This is a genomic window from Candidatus Zixiibacteriota bacterium (assembly GCA_020853795.1).
Taxonomy (GTDB): domain Bacteria; phylum Zixibacteria; class MSB-5A5; order CAIYYT01; family CAIYYT01; genus JADJGC01.
Genome location: JADYYF010000101.1, coordinates 24,207 through 41,154, shown reverse-complemented (window position 1 = coordinate 41,154; position 16,948 = coordinate 24,207). Strand labels below are relative to the sequence as shown.

11 protein-coding genes are annotated in these 16,948 nt (G+C 57.6%); 4 read left to right on the top strand and 7 right to left on the bottom strand.

The annotated features are described in order from the left end of the window. The 3 genes from IT585_07785 to IT585_07775 all read left to right on the top strand — a co-directional run. The coding region (locus tag IT585_07785) for a protein kinase (protein ID MCC6963136.1) at window positions 1–2,267 on the top strand (2,267 nt) is incomplete at its 5' end. Beyond that, on the top strand, window positions 2,257–5,166 hold the full coding sequence (locus IT585_07780; GenBank protein MCC6963135.1) for a protein kinase: 2,910 nt from the start codon (window positions 2,257–2,259) through the stop codon (window positions 5,164–5,166). The genes IT585_07785 and IT585_07780, both read left to right, overlap by 11 nt. 4 nt (window positions 5,167–5,170) lie before the next feature. Then, window positions 5,171–5,329, top strand: coding sequence for a hypothetical protein (locus IT585_07775; GenBank protein MCC6963134.1), 159 nt, complete (start codon window positions 5,171–5,173; stop codon window positions 5,327–5,329). Window positions 5,330–5,502: 173 nt separating this feature from the next. On the opposite strand, the gene IT585_07770 is transcribed toward IT585_07775, so the two are convergent. The 3 genes from IT585_07770 to IT585_07760 form a co-directional block, all read right to left on the bottom strand. After that, entirely contained in the window at window positions 5,503–7,050 is a 1,548-nt protein-coding gene (locus tag IT585_07770) for a hypothetical protein (protein ID MCC6963133.1), read from the bottom strand. A 456-nt stretch (window positions 7,051–7,506) separates the two neighbouring features. Beyond that, entirely contained in the window at window positions 7,507–8,160 is a 654-nt protein-coding gene (locus IT585_07765) for a hypothetical protein (protein ID MCC6963132.1), read from the bottom strand. A 191-nt stretch (window positions 8,161–8,351) separates the two neighbouring features. After that, the gene (locus tag IT585_07760; GenBank protein MCC6963131.1) at window positions 8,352–10,124 is read right to left on the bottom strand and encodes a winged helix-turn-helix domain-containing protein; all 1,773 of its coding nucleotides are present in this window, start codon (window positions 10,122–10,124) and stop codon (window positions 8,352–8,354) included. Between the two features lie 172 nt (window positions 10,125–10,296). On the opposite strand from IT585_07760, the gene IT585_07755 reads away from it, so the two are divergent. After that, window positions 10,297–10,581, top strand: a complete 285-nt coding sequence (locus IT585_07755; protein ID MCC6963130.1) for a DUF4242 domain-containing protein — start codon at window positions 10,297–10,299, stop codon at window positions 10,579–10,581. Window positions 10,582–10,847: 266 nt separating this feature from the next. Here IT585_07755 and IT585_07750 read toward each other — a convergent pair whose 3' ends face one another. From IT585_07750 to kdpB, 4 genes are read right to left on the bottom strand one after another with little or no spacing between them, the layout of a single operon-like run. Next, window positions 10,848–11,531: a response regulator gene (locus IT585_07750; GenBank protein MCC6963129.1), complete on the bottom strand. Its 684-nt coding sequence runs from the start codon at window positions 11,529–11,531 to the stop codon at window positions 10,848–10,850. After that, the gene (locus tag IT585_07745) at window positions 11,531–14,224 is read right to left on the bottom strand and encodes a sensor histidine kinase KdpD (GenBank protein ID MCC6963128.1); all 2,694 of its coding nucleotides are present in this window, start codon (window positions 14,222–14,224) and stop codon (window positions 11,531–11,533) included. The genes IT585_07750 and IT585_07745 overlap by 1 nt, the downstream gene beginning before the upstream one ends. A gap of 15 nt (window positions 14,225–14,239) precedes the next feature. After that, window positions 14,240–14,800, bottom strand: a complete 561-nt coding sequence (gene kdpC, locus IT585_07740) for a potassium-transporting ATPase subunit KdpC (GenBank protein ID MCC6963127.1) — start codon at window positions 14,798–14,800, stop codon at window positions 14,240–14,242. A 10-nt stretch (window positions 14,801–14,810) separates the two neighbouring features. Continuing rightward, complete coding sequence (gene kdpB, locus IT585_07735; protein MCC6963126.1) at window positions 14,811–16,943, bottom strand: potassium-transporting ATPase subunit KdpB; 2,133 nt, start codon at window positions 16,941–16,943, stop codon at window positions 14,811–14,813. Window positions 16,944–16,948 lie beyond the last annotated feature (5 nt).

The following is a 16,948-nucleotide window of genomic DNA, read 5'->3' as shown; positions in this document are numbered from 1 at the left end:
TGTCGCTGCAGATCTGCGAGGGACTGCAGGAAGCGCACAAGGCCGGCATTACCCATCGTGACATCAAGCCTGCCAATATCCTGGTAAGTCAATCGGGGCGTGCCAAGTTGGTCGACTTCGGACTGGCTGCTGTCTCCGGCGCCGACAAGCTGACGAAAGAGGGTTCGACTCTCGGCACCATCGGCTACATGTCGCCGGAGCAGGTTCAGGGCAAATCGACGGATCATCGCTCCGATCTGTTTTCGTTCGGCGTCGTGCTCTATGAGATGATCAGCTGTAAGTCGCCTTTCAAAGCTGAAACTCCGGCTGCGACCATGAATGCGATAGTACAGCAGACTCCGGAACCGCTGGCGCGATACAAGGAGGGTGTTCCTGACGAGTTGCAGCGGATCGTATCGAAGCTGCTGCAGAAAGACCCGGCATTACGGTGTCAGACGGCTGCTGATGTCATTAGTGATCTGAGGACCCTGACGGTAACAAGTCAGCTCTTGACCGGGGTACTGGAAAGAAAGAATCGGCCATGGCGGTTGGTGGCCGGAGCTGCAGCTCTCGTGCTTCTCGGGGTGATTGCTTACGGTATTTTCAAGCCCCATCTTTTCTCAAGCGAGAAGGCGACCTCTGAGCGCAAAATGCTGGCGGTATTGCCGTTTGAGAATCTCGGATCACCCGATGACGAGTATTTCGCCGATGGCATCACTGACGAAATCACTGGCAAGCTTGCGACTATCCGTGAACTGGGGGTAATCTCCCGCACTAGTACGATGCAGTACAAGAAGACGAGCAAGAATATTAGGCAGATCGCCAAAGAGTTGGGTGTTGATTACATTCTCGAAGGGACCATTAGTTGGGACAAGAGTGGTGACACCGATCGCGTGCGAATTCTCCCACAATTGATCCGAGTGTCTGACGATACGCATCTGTGGGCGGAAACGTACCAGCGTCCGCTGGCCGATATTTTTGAATTGCAGGCAGATATTGCCGCACGAATCGCCGAGGCAATGAACATCACTCTGCTCGCGACTGAGAACGCTGCTCTGCAGGCGATGCCAACGCATAACCTAGATGCATATCAGGTATATTTACGAGGGCTGGACTACTGGACAAGAGCCGATCCTACGAGGGAGAATTGGCAGTCGGCGGTGCAGATGTTTCAGAAGGCGGTAGACCTTGACTCTGCATTCGCTCTCGCTTATGCCCAACTTGGGTATGTTCATGCCGGGATGTACTTGAACAAATACGACATCGATCAAGATCATCCTAATCAAGCCAAGGTCGCCGTGGATCGGGCGCTTGAACTCCAGCCAAACCTCGCCTGGGCACACGCTGCACTGGGATATTACTACTATTGGTGTCTTCAGGACTACGACCGTGCCTTGGAGCAGATAGCGCTTGCGGAAACCGGTCTCCCATCTGATCCCGATGTTTTGGGAGCCAAGGCTTACATCTGGCGGCGTCAAGGAAAATTCCGGGCTGCGGTCGAAAGGCTGGAATGGGTATTCGCTCTGAACCCGCGAAATGCAGTGCTGTCCAGCGAAATTGGAGGGACCTATTACAAGCTCAGAGACTACGCGTCGGCAGAGAAGTTCCTGAACCTGTCAATCGCTCTTGAGCCGGATCAAGTCTACGCCTACCAACAAAAAGCGTTTCTCTATTACCTGTGGAATGGTGATACCAGTCAAGCCAGGACGACTTTGGCATTTATCCCTAAACAGGACGATGAGCTCGCGCGAGATAGTTGGTTCTGGCACCATATTTTTGTTCGAGACTTCCCTGCGGCCTTAGGCGAGTTGTCACTAATGTCTCGGATACCGGAAATTGACCCGCAGCTCTTTACTCCAAAGTCTCAACTGACGGCGATCGTCTATGAGCTCATGCGTGACGCGCAGCGTGCCCATGCCTATTTTGATTCGGCACGCCTCATCCTAGAAAACGAACTAAATGAGCGGCCCGACGACGATCGCATCCATAGTCATCTAGGTTTTGTTTATGCAGGATTGGGGCGCAAGGATGACGCAATCCGTGAGGGAAAGAGGGGGGTCGAGCTTTGCCCTGTCTCCAGAGACGCTCTGCTGGGACCACATAGAGTGGAGTATCTTGCTTTGATATACGTCATGGTCGGTGAGTATGATGCTGCCCTAGATCAGATGGACTATTTGCTTTCGATTCCCTCTTCTTTCTCTGTCGCATATTATCGCCTCGATCCCCGGTATGACCCCCTTCGCAGACTACCCCGCTACCAAAAACTCCTGGAGAAATATGGCACCTGACGACGACAAAACCCAGGCAGTGACGGTGCTCTCCAAAGGCACGGTTATCAATCACTATCGCATCATCGAGAAGATCGGTGCCGGCGGCATGGGTGAGGTCTACCTTGCCGAAGATATCGAACTTAATCGCAAGGTCGCCCTTAAGTTTCTCTCCCCTCATCTTTGTCAGGATGCCGATTGCCGAGCGCGTTTCAAGCGTGAAGCGCAGGCCGCCGCCAAGCTCGATCATCCGAACATCGTTACAGTGTATGAAGTCGGTGAATTTCAGGGACGACCTTTCTTTGCGATGCAGCATATCGAGGGACGGTCGCTCAAGGAGCACGCATCTCAACATGAGTTGTCAATTCCGCAAGTGCTGGAAATCGGCATCCAGATTGCCGAGGGGTTGCAGGCGGCACACGAAAGAGGCGTTACCCATCGCGATATTAAACCGGCCAACGTCCTGATCGACTCTCACGGGCGAGCGCGGATACTTGACTTCGGACTGGCGTCGGTGGGTGGAACAGATCATTTGACCAAGACCGGTTCGACTCTCGGAACTGTTGGCTACATGTCGCCGGAGCAGGTGCGAGGGGAGCAAGTTGACCAGCGGACGGACATCTTCTCGCTTGGTGTTGTTCTCTATGAGTTGATTACTGGCAGGCAACCGTTCAAGCGCGATACCGAAGCGGCGACCCTTCATGCGATCGCGTATGATGATCCGGCGCCACTGCCGGACGGCGTTCTCATTCTTGGTGGTGCACTGCAGCGCATCATCAGTCGAAGCTTGGACAAAGCTCCAGATCACCGGTGGACAAGTGCTGCGGAGATGGCTACTGCTCTTCACCAGTTGACATTGGCTCAGCAACCCACCAGGCGTAGCTACTTGAGGGTCGCCATGCGCCCAGCCATCTCCATTCCGATTGTTCTAATCGTGGCGGTCGCCGTGTACTGGTTGATTAGTGCCGTCCAATACTCGGGCAAAGTGCGATGGGCAAGAGAAGTGATCCTGCCGGCCATCGACAGCCTCGCTGCTGAGAGCCGATGGGAGAAGGCCTATTTTCTCGCACAGGAAGCTGAGTCCTATATCCACAATGATCCTATGTTGACAAAACTGTGGTCGAAATTTTCGGTCAAGGTTTCGATCAAAACTAATCCGGCAGATGCCCGAGTCTACTTGAGAGAATATACCGCCGCTGATACACAATGGCTCTACCTTGGTCGGACTCCGATAGACAGCGCGTATTTCCCGCTTGGCTCAGTACGTGTCCGGATTGAGAGAGCAGGGTTTGTTACGCTGGACCTGACAGCGGTCGCTTTGAGCTTCCAGGGTGAGCGCGCAATCGACCTGGATTCAGTGGGTTCAATTCCGACGGAAATGGTGCGTGTCAGGAGAGAAACGCCAACATGCATACTTGACGCTACCGGCGACTCTGCTCAATTAGGAGATTACTTTATCGACAAATTCGAAGCCACAAATCGTGAGTATAAAGAGTTCGTCGATAGCGGTGGATACCGCAAGAAATTGTTCTGGAAATATCCGGTGATTGACAGAGGACAGACTCTTTCCTGGGAGCAATCCATGGCTGAGTTTGTGGATGCCACTGGTCGGCCGGGACCTTCTACGTGGGAAATGGGAACCTATCGAAAGGACGAAGCGGACTATCCAGTTGGTGGTATCAGCTGGTACGAAGCCGCTGCCTATGCGGAGTTCCGGGAGAAAACTCTGCCAACCGTATATCATTGGAATCTCGCGGCATTTACACGCCAAGCTCGATACATCATTCCCGCGAGCAACTTCAGCGGGAGCGGCCCGACTCCTGTCGGTCAAGGTATCACTGCCTGTGGCGCCTATGACCTGGCTGGGAACGTGCGGGAATGGTGCTTCAATCAAAGCGGTAGTGAACGCTGCATTCTTGGAGGCGGGTGGAATGATCAGTCTTACTCATTTATGGATCTTTATGCCCAACCACCTCTTGATCGCTCTCCCACCAACGGAGTTCGCTGTGTCAAGATTCTGAGACCGGCAGTCGCGGAGTCTCTTGCCTATGCACCAATCAAGATCGCGTTTCGCAACTTCATGAAGGAAAAACCAGTATCAGACCGAGTTTTCAGACAGTACCTATCTATTTTCGAATATGATCATGCTCCTCTGAACGAGAAGATCGAGTCGAGAGACTCAGCCGATGAGTGGATCTCTCAAAAAGTATCTTTCGATGCCGCATACGGAGGCGAGAGAATGACAGCTTACGTTTTCTTGCCAAAGGGTGCGAAGCCCCCCTTGCAGGTAGTGGTCTTCTTCCCGGGATCCGACGACATCTACGAACGATCAAGTAGTTCACGTCGGCTCATTTCAGGTATCGACTTTCTTGTTAAGAGCGGTCGGGCTCTCGCTTATCCGATTCTTAAGGGGACCTTTGAACGAGGTAGCAAACTGAACACGGACTATCCGAACGAGACAGTTCTGTGGCGGGATCATGTCGTGGCTTGGGCAAAAGATATAGGTCGCACTATCGACTACTTAGAGACGAGATCCGACATTGACACCTCAAAGATAGCCTATTTTGGCTGGAGTTGGGGCGGCGAGATGGGAGCAATCATGCCGGCAATCGAACGGCGGTTCAAGGTCACTGTATTAAATGTGGCCGGCCTTTCCTTCAACAAAGCGCTTCCAGAAGTCGATGCCATCAACTTTATCGGCCACATCAAGATGCCCGTCCTCATGCTCAACGGCAAATATGATTATTACTTTCCGTATGAAACCTCGCAGTTACCCATGTTTAGACTGCTGGGCACCGCCCCAAATCAGAAGAAACAGGTAGTCTATGAGACCAGCCACTTCCTCCCACGGAATCAGCTCATTAGGGAGATTCTCAACTGGCTGGACTTGTATCTGGGTAGCGTCGAAGCTCAAAAATAGAAGCATGCCACCTGACGACGACAAGACCCAAGCCGTGACTGTGCTATCCCAAGGCACAGTCATCAATCACTACCGGATCATCGAGAAGATCGGCGCCGGTGGAATGGGCGAGGTGTATCTGGCGGAGGATACCAGCCTCAATCGCAAAGTAGCACAAATGTGAAGGGACTTCGCGAGTCCACAATCACGACTTTGAAGCCTCGAACAGCGTCACAATTTGGACACAACGACCCGTGAGTCGTTCTTTCGCAACGCGATTCAGGGATTCGATGCCCCCACGTCCAATATTATCGAGTGTTAGAATGTATGCTGTTGTGCCCGGCCTTACCCGCCACATCATTCAGTGGATTTTTCCACGACCCTTTTTGCGGCCATTCGCTCACGAGTCTGCACAGCTTGGCGCATTGCATCGGCAGCACGTTTGGTCATCTCATAGGTCTCGCCCATGCTCTGCGGCTTACCGAAAAGCTCGGGAAACATATAGGTACCGATTTTGTCGGCGCTCTTGGGGACTTCTACCTGGATGCGATTCGCCTCCGCCCAGGCGTCGTGGCGCACGCCGGTCACTTGCCACGAGACTTCCATACCGGCGCTGCCGCCGGCAATTGAAAACTGGTTGTTGGTCATCTTCTGCGCGATATACAGATTGGGCCCCGGCGCTCCGATGGCGGTCAGTTGATAACGAAAATCGCGATTAAGAGCCTCAAACCATTCCGGCATGGTGACGGTGGCCTTGCCGTCGTTGTCTAGGGTGATATTGCCGTTGTAGATGTTCATCATGTCGGGTGATTCGACGAACGAGTGTTGCAGATATTTGTTGGCTGGATCCAAGGGGTGATCGATCTTAAAACTCCCGCCGAGTTTTGACAGGGAACCAAACACCTGCACATCCCCCAGAAAGAAGCCGGCACGAGTATTTCCTTCGGCATAAATGCCGTAATTGGCCCAGCCGCCCTCAGCACGGGCATAGACTCCATAGTTGATCGCTTGCGCGCCAGTGCCGGTGGCGCTGCCGCTCAGACCATAATAGTTACCGGCGAGACTACCGGCTGAACCTGAAGCACCACCAAAAACGCCAGTGTTCTCCAGAGCATCTGACGCATTGGCTAAAACGCCGTACAAATGGGCTTCCTGTTGCGGAGCTGTCGCAATGGCGTTGCCCAAGACTCCACCGTATGTGAGATCGGTGTTGCCGGTCGGGTACACATACCCATAGACCCCGGCGTAGCCCCCCTCGAATTCCCCGCCAACGCCGTAGTTGTCCGCTGGCCTGCTATATCCATAGACGCCGGAGCCATCAAGAGATCCGGACGCGCTGAACCTGCCGACTAGACCGTACTGATTTGCCGGGGTCGATTTGAAGGATTGGAAATAACCGCCAGAACCGTTGCTGCTGCTTCCCGAGACTTGACCGGTGGCGTAGATGTCGCCAACAACCATGCCGCCCCAGGCGCCATCAAGGGTGCCGACGAGCGTGGCATAGGGAACAACATTCAATTTCGATCGCGGCGCCGATTCCGGGTCAGCTCCCACCTGGATAGCGAGATAGAGATTGGAGATCGAGAATGTGTTCTGATCGAGAGGATTGGTCTCTCCGAGTTGCACCGAGAAGGATCCGTTTTTCGTCGTTACCGACTTGACCTCCTCCCAGAACAGGTTTCCACCGGTGGAATCGTCATAGATGCGAAAGGCAATCGAGTAGGTACCATCGGCCACCGGTGAGCCTGCCGGCGTCGCCAGCCGGCCTTGGTAAGAGATCGTGGAAGGGACTTCTGCGCGAGCGACTGATGCCACCGCCAACCCGGCTACGACTATGAAGACCACACGGAGCAGCAAGAGGGCTCGAGGTGCTGAGTTTTTTTCGCGGTTGACTTCGATTTGCATTTGGTCTCTCCCAGTTAAGAGCAGGTAATTCGGACATGGCTGACCGCTCGAAGGGCTGTTCCACACGAGAGGGTCCAGCTCGTTTGATTTTCGCAATGGACCGATCTTGATGCCCCTTGTCAGAACTCGGTCTTCCTGTCACGCTCTTGAGCTGCCCGGAATCAAGCAGGGTTCACTCGTAGGTCCATGCAATCTATCTTTTACGCATCGAGTCTCCTTGATGGAGAGCTTTTTCTGGTGGAGCGGCAATACGGGCATCGCAATTGATGGTTGGACACGAGTACGGAGGCAAAGACTCAGGCGAGCCGGCGATTGAGAAACAAGCACGACTTGGTCATAACGCCGGATAAGTTCTTGTTGTCCAACGCAGTCGGGGGCTTGATTCCCCTTGAATCCATGATATGAACTTATTCGCGCATTTCACTGCGCCTGCCGTCCCGGAACAGTGGCAAGCTACTATCTGGGCTTCTGTTGAAGCGCTCGGCCGGTTCTTGCGTCAAATCGTTGTTGGTTCTTTGAGACGTAATCCGATGACAGGTCCCGTCCGGTCAGCACCAACTCCCAAACCTCTCCGTCGACAGCCTGTTGACTGTGAATGTCGTTGGGCGGCCCGAGCCAGAAGGTCGACGCACCCGCTTTCAAGACTCTCTCGTCGGTCTTGGCAACCAGCACTTCGCCGGATTGCGCATCGGTCCGGCGCTTCCAATAAGTGTACTTGTCCTGGCCCTCCAGAACTCGAATGACGCCCCAAGTCAGGTGATCATGAACCGGCGTGGCTGCGCCTTTGCCGAACCAGGAGACATAGAGGCAAATGCCGGAATCGTTCTCGGAGGCCAACAACGCTCGCCCCATGGATTTGTTGCCGTGGAGTTCCTTCATTGTCCCTCGTGTCTTGATGCCCGGAATCGCGGCCAGCTCCGACAAAACCTCTTGAATGGCGATCATCGCCGAGTCGGTCACGCCGAATTTGTCGATTGCCGCCCGGCATCTGACCAAAGCTGCGTCAATCGTCTGCTGCACAGAATCGACGGTCGTACCTCCCGAACGCTCCTGCGAAAATGCAATTCCGGCAAGCACCAGCAGAATTGGAACCATAAGGCGGAGTGACACGATTTTACCTCCTGTGTCTAATTGATTTTACCAGGTTCGGAATATTGTTGGATTCACGATTGGGCGTCCTCGGATCGAACCTGTTGATCCGGCGTGTATGATAGTACAATCATGGACTATTTCAAGGCCTTATTGAGGTCACGCATTTGGCTGCCGACTCCGGACATTCAACGTGATCCGAAGCGGAGTTGTCAGGAAGTTTGCAGAGCCAAACGTCGGGCCGCGCAGGCATCGGCACGGGTCACGGATTCTGCATCACGCCAAAGGGTCTCAGCCGTCTGCAGTTCCATCGTGGCGCTCGTCGTGTCGCCGGCAGCAAGAAGTAGTTCGGCCAATCGCTCGTGGAGCGGTGCAATTTCGAGCGTGGCCTCAATGTCTCTCCAAAAGCGAAGTGCTGCGCGCAGCGTGCGGATCGCTTCGTCGATTCGACCTTCAGCGGCGGCAATCTCGCCGCGGGCGCGCTCCAGCGCGCCGTGTTGCGCCGGCGTGATGTCTCCATCCTCGATCGTCACTGCCGCATCGATGGCCTGGCGAGCGCGCACCGTATCACCCGACAGCGCCGCAGCACGGGCCAGCGCGGCAAAAAGCAGGCGGCGCCGCTGACGACACGGCCACGATGGGTCTTCGATTGCCATTTCCAGAGCCCGGACGGCTGCCGGCGCGTCCTTGCGCTCAAGAAGCAGCTCGGCCCAGCCGGGGCAGGAATCCCACCCGACAACTTGTGCGCGGCGATATGCCTGCTCGGCGCCGCTCAGATCGCCGCGGGCGCGCAGGACTTCGCCGACGATCCGCTCAGCGTCGCCGACTGCCCAAGGCGCGCTCTCCTCAAGTTCGGTACGGACTTCAGTGAGTTCCCGTTCTGCGGTCGCCAGTTCGCCCTTGAGCGCGAGGACTTCGGCCCGGTGCATCCGACAGACAGCCGGGTACGTGAACGTCGGAGCGCGGTCGGCCCATCGTCCGAACGCCTCGGTCCAATGGGCTGCGCGCAACCAATCACCCCGGTTCTGACAGATGTACACGAGTCCGCAATAAACCAACCCGGCAAACCAAGGAGCTACCGCCCCGCCGAGCACGGCCGCCGCCGCCTCGTCGTGGAGCGCAAGCCCGCGGCGCACATCGCCACGGACGATACACACATGCCCAAGATAGATAAGCGATACGGCCTCAAGGTCGGGGTCTTCGACGGAGCGGGCCAACGCCAGAGCGCGCTCGGCATGAAGAAGCGAGTTGTCGATGTCGCCTGTTGCCAATGCGAGTCGCCCGGTGACCCATTCAAATTGCGCCACTTCGCGGCATGGCTTCTGGCCCTCAAGGAGTCGCTGGGCGCGTTGTTGCCAACCTCCTGCGACCATTGTGCGCCTGCCTTCGAGATGAACCTGGCACAACAGAATCGCCGCTCTCGCGGCGCCCAGAGAGTCGGCGGCGGCGGAATGAGCGGCCGCCGCCCGCTCCAACCACGAAACCGATTCGTGCGGACGACCGAGATTCAAGTAACACCAGGCCGCCCGTTCAAGATCCGGTCCGGCTAAGCCGCCGGCGCCGTCGGCTTTGATGAATTCGGATCGCGCCTTTTCCCAGTTATTCCGCTCGAATTCGTGACGCGCCCGACGAAGCGGGTCCAAGTCATTAACTGCAGTCGTCGTTGTCGGATGGGAGGATATCTCGGTCACGCTGGCAGTGAACCGGTATCCGCGACGCGAAAATGTCTTGATCGCGTCGGTCAAGTTGCCGGCGCGGAGGGCCGACCGGGCCAGACTCACGGCGCGCTGCAGCGAACTCTCACTCACAATGGCGCCCGCCCAGACCCGGTCAAACAACTCGTCCTTGGTGACAACGCGATCGCGGTTGCGTACCAGGTCGGCCAACAGATCAAAAACCAGCGGCTCGACCATGACTTCACGACCCAACAGCCGCAATTCGCGCTGCTCCTCGTCAAGTTCGTACGGGTCAAATCGCCAGATCATCAGAAAAACATAAGGATTCCATCAAGGGTCCACAAGGACTTGGTTGTCATTTCTTGTTACCATCACCTCACGGCGCGACGGCACGGTGCCGCGCCCGCAATAAAACCGCCGGAGCCCGGACCATCGGGCGGACGGCCAACCAGCTCCGATCTGGAGCAGAGGAGACAGTGCAATGAACACCTACGTAATCTTGAGACGCAAATTCTGGGCTCGCCCGGAAGACCTCGAGAAGTCGGCTTCGATCTCGTCGCGCATCGGCCTTGAGGAGATGCCGGACCAAGTGAAGTGGATCAGGAGCTACGTCGTCAAGGAGGAAGGCAAGCTCGGTACGGTTTGTATCTACCAGGGCACGAGTCCCGAAGCCATCCGCGAACACGCTCGCCGGGTCGGAATGCCGGCCGACGAAGTGATCCCGGTCGGTGACCTTGTCGTCGTGAACGATGATCCTGCCAAGTGAGAGGTCCCGGATCCCGGCGCGGCCATCGAAATTCGCGCCGGGCGGCCGATTGCAGGACCTTTCCTGTCAGCCAACGCCCGGAGGTCGGACTTCCCGACCTCCGGGCAGACATTGCCGATTAGCGTGATTTGCGCCGGTCAGCGCAGCCGAAGTTGATCGCTTGATTTCACAGGGCAACGAAGTCGTGCGCAAACATCAGTAACGCACCGGCGCCACTGGAAACCATTGCAATCATTACAGAAGCGGATTAAGGGTGTGGCGGAGATCTATTCGCCAGAACTCAGTCGATATCCTACGCTTGGTTCCGTGATGATATACCTGGGGCGGCTCGGGTCACGCTCCAATTTCTTGCGGAGCTGGGCGATATAGACGCGCAGGTATTGCGACTGGTTCACCGATTGTGGTCCCCAGACGTCTTTCAACAACTGCCTTTGAGTGACGACTTTGCCGTGGTGTTTGGCCAGGATTCGCAGGAGTTCGTACTCGGTCGCAGTCAGTCTAATTGGGACGCCGCGCAGCAAGACCGTGCGATCGGTGAAATCGATCTCCAGGTCACCCACGCGAACCGACGGCGCGGATACCCCGGTCTGCTGGTGGCGCAGCGCTACGCGCACGCGGGCCAGGAGTTCCGGGACACTGAACGGTTTGGCGAGGTAGTCGTCAGCGCCGGCATCGAGCAGCGCTACTTTCTCACTTTCGGAATCTCTCACGGTGAGAATAATCACAGGAACCGTCGACCACTCGCGCAGCCGCTTCAGCACCGTCATGCCGTCCAGATCGGGCAGGCCCAGATCGAGAACAATCAGCTCCGGGCGATGCGTGGCAGCGGCAATCAGTCCCGCTTCGCCGCCTTCGGATTCGATGAAAGTATGCCCTTCCGCCTCCAGGCTGAGCCGGAGGAAACGGCGGATCGCCAATTCATCATCGATGACCAGGATCCGCGCACCCATCACACTTCACTCCGGTCTTGCGGCAATTGGGGCTGGGTGTCGACCGGCAATCTGATCGCAAAGCGCGCGCCGCCGGGAGTCAAATTCTCCGCCGTGACCGTTCCGCCATGCAGTTCGACGATGCCGCGGGTGATCGCCAGCCCAATCCCGGCACCGCCGGGTTTTGATCCGGGTCCTCGGAAGAACATCTCGAACAAATGCGGGATCGCCTCTGTCGGCAGCCCGGGACCCTGGTCGGTGACAGAGAGCACAATTGTCTGATCAGCCACCCGCGCTCCAATTTCAATAACAGTCTGAGGCGGCGCATAGGTTGCGGCATTGACCAACAAGTTCGCCAGAGCTTGCTGCAATAAATGGAAGTCGACGCGCACGAGCGGCAAGCCATCGGCTAACCGCACCGTGACGGTATGACCGGCCAATGCTGACCGCTGCGAATCGAGCGTCACCGAGACCAGATCGGTCAGATCATGCCAATCGCGCTTAAGCACCATCTTCCCGGAATTCAAGCGCGACATATCCAGCAGATTGGAGACAACGCGATTGAGTCGTTCGGCATTGGTGATGATCTCCACCGACAACTGCTTTCGTCTCGTCGCATCGTTCGCGATCTGTTCGTTATCCAGGGCCGAGGCGTTGCCGATAATTGCCGTCAAGGGTGTACGCAATTCGTGGGAGACGGTATTCAAGATCGTCTGGTACAAGCGCTCGGAATCCTGCAGTTGTTGCAGGCGCCGCGATCGTTCTTGAAACAGCTCCCGTTCCGCCGCCACCGCCAGTTGCCGCGCAGCCGTCAACAGGAGATTCATCTCGTCATTGGAGAGCCGACGGTCCTCACGCCGCTTGAGTCCCAGAACACCGACGCTTTCCGAGGGGCCGATCAAGGGGATGTACATCCCGCCGGCAGAAGCCAGAGTGTCGGTGGACCACCCGGCCGGTTTGCGGTGTTCAAAGGCCCAGCGCGCCACGGCCCACTCTTTCGCCGCACTCATCCAGTGGTCCGCGGAAGCAGAGTTGTGAAGAGTCAGCTCGCCTTCGGATGACTTAAGCGCAATGCCGATCTCGACCTTCAACAAGGTTGACAGGTTGGCGGAGATGGCCTTCTCCAACGCCGCTTGATCGAGCGCGGCCGAGAGGTCGCTGGCAAGCTGATAGAGAGCCGTCGTGCGCTGTTCGCGGGCGCGCAGCAGTCGTTCACGGCGACGGATGCGGCCGGTCAGGGTGCCGGTTACCGATGCCGCCACCAGCAGGGCAACGCACATCGCAATATCGGCAGGTTCTCCGATGTCAAAAGTCCCGACGGGTGGAATGAAATAGAAGTTCCACACCACCGCCGAAAGGAGTGCGGCCAGCAGCATCGGACCGAGCGAAACGAACAGGCTGATCAGCAAGACGCCCATCAAAAAAACGAAGCCGACGGCGTGATAGCCGATGACAGGAAGCAGCGCCGCACTCAACAACGACGCCACGACAATCGTACCGACGGCCAGCAGGTAGTGTGCAGCAGACGACTCGGTTCGCAGGTCCCCCAGCGGTCGGCGCAGGAGTCGTTTGGCTCTTTCGGGTTTGAGTACATGGATGTCGAAGGTGGTCGCGCGTTCGGATAACCGGTCCAGAAGCGTACCCCCGCCCAACAGATCCCGAAGGCGTCGCTGACCGGGGTGACCGATGACCAGCTGCGTGATGCCCCGCTGGCGGGCTACTTGTGCCAGGGCTTCACCGATGTCCACGTCGGTGATGTTGACGACTTCACCGCCCAATTCGCGCACGAGCGACAGATTTCGATCTAGTTGTCGCGCATCGTCGGCCCCAAGCGCGGCTCCGTTATCAACGTTGACGGCAATCCACGATGCGCCGAGACTGAAGGCAAGCCTGCGCGTCGAGCGGATCAGATCCTCGGAGTGGGGGCTATGACTGACTGCCACCATCAGTCGTTCGGTGATCTTCCATGGCCCCGCCGCGCTGTGGGAGGCGGTCAGACCCTGCAGTTCCTGGTCGACAGCTTCCGCGGTGATGCGCAAAGCGATTTCCCGCAGCGCGGTCAGACGATCCGCGGTGAAGAAATTCTGCGCCGCCATCTCGGCTTTGTCGCCCAGATAGACTTTGCCTTCCTTCAGTCGTTGCAGCAATTCCGAGGGTGTGATATCCACCAATACAATCTGAGTGGCGCGCTGCAGAATCGTGTCGGGAACGGTTTCGCGAATCGTGATGCCGGTAATCTCCTCGACATATTCCTTGCGACTCTCAAGGTGCTGAACGTTCAGGGTCGTGTAGACATCAATGCCCGCATCCAGAAGCTCGACCACGTCCTGCCAGCGCTTGGGGTGTCGCGATCCCGGGACATTGGTATGTGCCAGTTCATCGACCAGAACCAGGCGCGGATTGCGCGCCAGGACGGCATCAAGATCCATCTCCTGCAAGGCGATGCCGCGGTAGGCAAGTTCTCGGCGGGGGATAATCGTCAAACCGGTCAGCAGGGCTTCGGTCTCCACGCGACTGTGCGTCTCCACTATGCCAACTACGACATCGATGCCTTCACCCCGTCGCTGCTGAGCAGCCTCGAGCATGGCGTAGGTTTTCCCGACGCCGGCAGACATGCCGAAAAAGATCCGCAGTTTGCCGGTTGCCTGCGACTTCGCTTCGCGGCTGATCGCCTGAAGGAGTCGATCCGGATCGGGGCGCCCTGCGTCAGACATAGCGAAAAGGTACCCTTACCGCAGGAGAGAATCCAGTGCCAAATTAAGGCGCAGCACGTTCACCCGGGATTGGCCAAAGAGCCCGAATTGCGGAGGTTCGGTGTGCTCACGAATCAATTGCTCCACCTCCATTTCTCGGCTGGGGTCAAGACCGCGGGCGGCCACGATCCGAGCTGTCTGAAAACGCGCAGCTTCAGGCGTAATATGCGGATCGAGCCCACTGCCCGATGCCGTGAGCAAGTCCGGTGGTATCGCCGCAATCGGCGAATGGAATCGACCAGCCCAGGCGCTCACCGAGTCGCGAAGAGCTGAGCTGGTGGGTCCAGCGTTCGTTCCGGACGAGGGCAGCGGGTTGTATCCGGTCGCCGAGGGTCGCGGCCAGAAATACTTGTCAGACAAGAACGCCTGGCCCATAAGGGTCGAGCCGATGCGATTCCCGTCGCTGGTGATGATGCTGCCGTTGGCTTGGTCCCGGAACAGTGCCTGAGCCAGACCGGTTATAAGCAGCGGATAAAGCACGCCGGTCAGCAGACTAAGCACGGCGAGCATGCGCAGCGATTGCCATACACTTTTCATTTCGATGCTCCTACCCCGCCAGTCCCAGAGTGGAAACCAGTAAATCGATGAGCTTGATGCCGACAAACGGCACCACTAGCCCGCCCAGTCCGTAAATGAGCAAATTGCGCCGCAAGACTACCGATGCACCCTGGGCCCGGTAAGTGATGCCGCGCAGGGCCAGCGGAATGAGCGCGATGATGATCAGAGCGTTGAAGATCACGGCGCTGAGAATGGCGCTTTGCGGGGACTCCAGTCGCATTATGTTTAGCGTCGCCAGTGGACCCACTTGGCTGCCGGGCGCAGCGTAGAGTGAAGCAAACATTGCCGGAATGATGGCGAAGTACTTGGCCACATCATTGGCGATGCTGAAGGTGGTGAGTGCGCCGCGGGTCATGAGCATTTGCTTGCCGGTCTCAACCACGTCGATCAACTTAGTCGGATTGCTGTCCAAGTCGACCATATTCCCGGCCTCGCGGGCGGCCTGTGTGCCGGTGTTCATGGCGACACCGACATCAGCTTGGGCCAGCGCGGGCGCATCGTTGGTGCCGTCGCCGGTCATGGCGACCAGATGGCCTTGGCGCTGCTCCTCGCGGATGCGCTGCAATTTCATCTCCGGTGTCGCCTGAGCGAGGAAATCGTCCACGCCGGCCTCGGCCGCGATGGCCGCGGCCGTCAGCGGGTTGTCGCCGGTGATCATGACCGTGCGAATGCCCATCCGGCGCAGTTCGGCGAACCGATCGCGAATCCCACCCTTGACGACGTCCTTGAGATGAACCACGCCGAGCACCTGCCGGTCGCTGGCTACGGCCAGGGGCGTGCCGCCAGCCGCGGCAATGCGCTCGGCTGCGGCGACGACTTCCGGTGGCATAGCGCCGCCCTGAATCTCAACATAACGCTGCACCACATCGAGCGATCCCTTGCGAATCGGCATGACAACTTCGCCGTCTTCGGTGATATCAACGCCACTCATGCGGGTGGACGCGGAGAACGGAATGAAACGTGCCTGGTGCGGTGTCAGTGACTGCGCCCGCAGGCCGTACTTCTCTTTGGCCAAGACCACGATCGAACGTCCTTCCGGGGTTTCGTCGGAGAGCGAGGCCAACTGTGCGGCCTCGGATAGATGCTGCGCGGTAATCATTGGCGCCGGCAGAAATTCTGTCGCCATGCGATTGCCAAGCGTGATCGTGCCGGTCTTGTCCATGAGCAGGACATCAATATCCCCGGCGGCTTCGACGGCGCGGCCACTGGTGGCGATGACATTGCGCCGGATAAGGCGGTCGATGCCGGCAATGCCGACCGCACTCAAGAGGCCGCCGATCGTCGTCGGGATGAGGCAGACCAAGAGCGCTGCCAGTACCGGCACGGTCACAATGTTCGCAAGTTCCTGATGTGCTGCCGCGGCACTGTAGTCCGCAAAGAACTTGAGTGAGGCGACGACCAGAAGAAAGATGATCGTGAGCCCAGCGAGCACGATTCCCAGAGCGATTTCGTTGGGCGTCTTCTGTCGCTTGGCCCCCTCGATCAGCGAGATCATCCGGTCGACGAAGCCGTGGCCGGGTTCGGCCGTGATTTTGACCACGATGCGATCACTGATGACGCGGGTGCCCCCCGTGACCGCGCTGCGATCGCCGCCGCTTTCCCGAATGACCGGCGCCGACTCGCCGGTAATGGCCGATTCGTCGACCGAGGCGATGCCTTCGATGACTTCTCCATCCGCCGGAATCATGTCGTTGGCTGTGCACACGACGAGGTCGTCACGTTTCAGGAGTTCGGCAGGAACATTCTCGATTTGTGAGCCCTGAAGCCGTTTGGCGACAACTTTGGATCGTCCTTTCCTGAGGCTTTCCGCCTGCGCCTTGCCGCGCCCTTCGGCGATGGACTCGGCGAAATTGGCGAACAGCACCGTGAACCAGAGCCACAGGGCGATCTGCAGCTCAAATCCGGAAAAGCGGCCGTGCGCAAGCCCCGCGGCCATGACGATGGTAACGGCCGCCGCGCCAACCTCGGTGACAAACATCACGGGGTTACGCCACTGCACGCGCGGGCTCAGTTTGCGAAAGGCTTCAAGAACTGCCGGGCCGACCAGCGACCGCAACGCAGCAGCAGTGGTGGGCGTCGTGACTGTGGCTGTCGCTGTTTTGCCGGTGGTAGTTGTTCTCATGCTTT